General features: G+C 66.3%; 2 protein-coding genes. Both read left to right on the forward strand.

The window, feature by feature from the left end:
• The first annotated feature begins 737 nt into the window (after positions 1–737).
• Positions 738–1,886: an NERD domain-containing protein gene (locus MCM47_RS43260; protein WP_238862154.1), complete on the forward strand. Its 1,149-nt coding sequence runs from the start codon at positions 738–740 to the stop codon at positions 1,884–1,886.
• Positions 1,856–2,187 (forward strand): hypothetical protein (locus MCM47_RS15250; RefSeq protein WP_374209152.1); only part of this gene is annotated, 332 nt, incomplete at its 3' end. The genes MCM47_RS43260 and MCM47_RS15250, both read left to right, overlap by 31 nt.

Consider the following 2,187-nt stretch of genomic DNA (forward strand, 5'->3'; position numbering starts at 1 on the left):
GTGCCAACTTCGACCTCCTGCGGCGCCGTATTTTGCTCTCACCATGATCACGAGGCTGCCACCCCCGAAATAGCGACAGAGCCCGCAAGTGATTCAGAACCACGGTTTTGGGAGATCGCCGACAGCTTTCAGCTCGTCCTCGATGGTCACGAAGGCAGTCGTGTCCTTCAGCGAGATCGCCGGCCGCTGCCGCGTCGTCCTCGATGTCGAGGGCTCCACCCCTTCGTCGAGTGCGTCCCCTGTGCCCGGACCATCACCGAAGTCGCATGACGTCGGCGGGTCGAAAGCCTGAAGATGCCGGGGAGCAGCAGGAAGAGCCCCGCCTGCGGACAGACGAGTTGAACTGCTGCAGACCGACAATGAGCCGACCAGGGCCAAGACCAGGCCGGGCAGCGCCGAGCCATCGGTACTTTCTGTGAGCTGCGAAGATCACCATTCCCCCTTTGCTTGATCACCGAAGCAGTGCAGACTGTACCTAACAGTGATCGGCTGGCTCCGGGATGCCGTATACCCGGGGAAGACCTATGGCGACAGCCCGCCGTGACCCATGGCCCGATTGATCACGAGAAGGACTACACGCCTCCACCCGTCGGCCCTGACCGATAGGGTCAAGGCCGTGGAGAAGGCCATGGTTCGTCCGCGGCCGGGCAGCAAGGACCAGGGAGGGCACAGGGGTGTCGGCAGCGGGCAAGGACGGCAACTCGGGGGCGCGTCGACCAAAGCCTGCACCGCCTCGCGTGCAGCGCTGGTTCCAGGAACGCCCCTCTCCGTTCCCGCACGAGCAGGAGGCGCTCGACCACGTCAAGGCGCTGATGCCGCAGGCGGAGCCCTTTCGGGCCTGGGCGACCTTTTCGTTCACGGCCGCCTCGGGCCGCACCAACGAGTGCGACCTGCTCATCCTCGTGCCGCGCGGCCTGTTCCTCGTGGAGCTCAAGGCGCACCCGGGGCGTCTCGTCAACAACGGGAGCACCTGGAACTTCCACGGCCCCGACCGGGTCCGCACGATCAACAATCCCCTGCACCTGACCGACCTCAAGTCCAAGGAACTGCGGGCCCGGCTGACCTGGGCCGCACAGACCTCCCACACAGGTGTCCGCATCCCGTTTGTCTCCCCGGCGGTGTTCCTGTCCGCTCCGAGCCTGCGATCCGAGCTCGACACCGTCCAGCAGACCAACGTCTACGGCCGCGACGACGGCGCCAGCGGCCTGCCCCGGATCTGGCAGGACTTCCTCGGCCTGCCCCCGCAGCGGGACTCCGAGGCTGCCCGGCGCGAGCGACTCGACCTGGCACGGGCGCTGCCCGACCTCATGAAGAGGATCGGCGTTCGGGCATCCACTGCCCACCTGAGCTTTGGTGACGGCTGGAACCTCGCCGGGCGCCCCCTCGACGGCGGCCCCACGTGGGAGGACCGTCTCGCCATCCGCGAGCAGCCCATCCGCGAGGAGGGCCGCGTCCGGGTCTACCTGGTGAGCCTCCAGGCAACCGCGGAGACCCGAAACTCGGTCGAACGAGCAGCCCGGCGCGAGTACCAGGTCCTCCAAGGCATCAGCCACCGCGGCATCGCCCAAGCCCGGGAGTTCCGCGACCACCAGGGTGGCCCGGCCATCCTCTTCAACCATCGCGCCTCCGACCTGCGCCTGGACGCCTATCTGGCCACCCACGGCGCCTCACTGACCCCCGACACCCGACTCGAGCTCGTTCGCCAGATCGCCGACGCGCTGCGCTACGCCCACCAGCGCTCGCTCTACCACCGCGCTCTCGCTGCCCGCTCGGTCTACGTCTCCTGCAAGCCCGACGGGTCCAGCCCGGTCGTGCGCAGGAGGAGCTCGACTGGCAGGTATATGGCGCGTATGGTCTGTTTGCGGACGTTGAATCTAAAGCTCTAACCGTTCCGGACCTCGGTGTCGTTCCGGAGATTGCTCTCGGTGAGCGCGCTTTCGAGATTGTGCTTGCTCGTAAGGTGGCAGCCGGTGATGCAGAGACGGTCTGGTTTGAGCGGCATGGCTCGGTTCCGGTCACGGAGATTCCCTCGTCCTGGCCCGAGTGGTATCGCGAGATCGTGCAGCGTCGGATCAATGCAATTGAGAAGCGCCGCGATATCGCGCTGATCGAGCGGCCTGAGTGCAAGCGTCGTTGGTCATCACCCACATGGGAGAAGAAGGAAGCCGAGGCTCTCCGTACCTGGCT

This window comes from Kitasatospora sp. A2-31, from assembly GCF_022288725.1.
Classification (GTDB): Bacteria; Actinomycetota; Actinomycetes; order Streptomycetales; family Streptomycetaceae; genus Kitasatospora.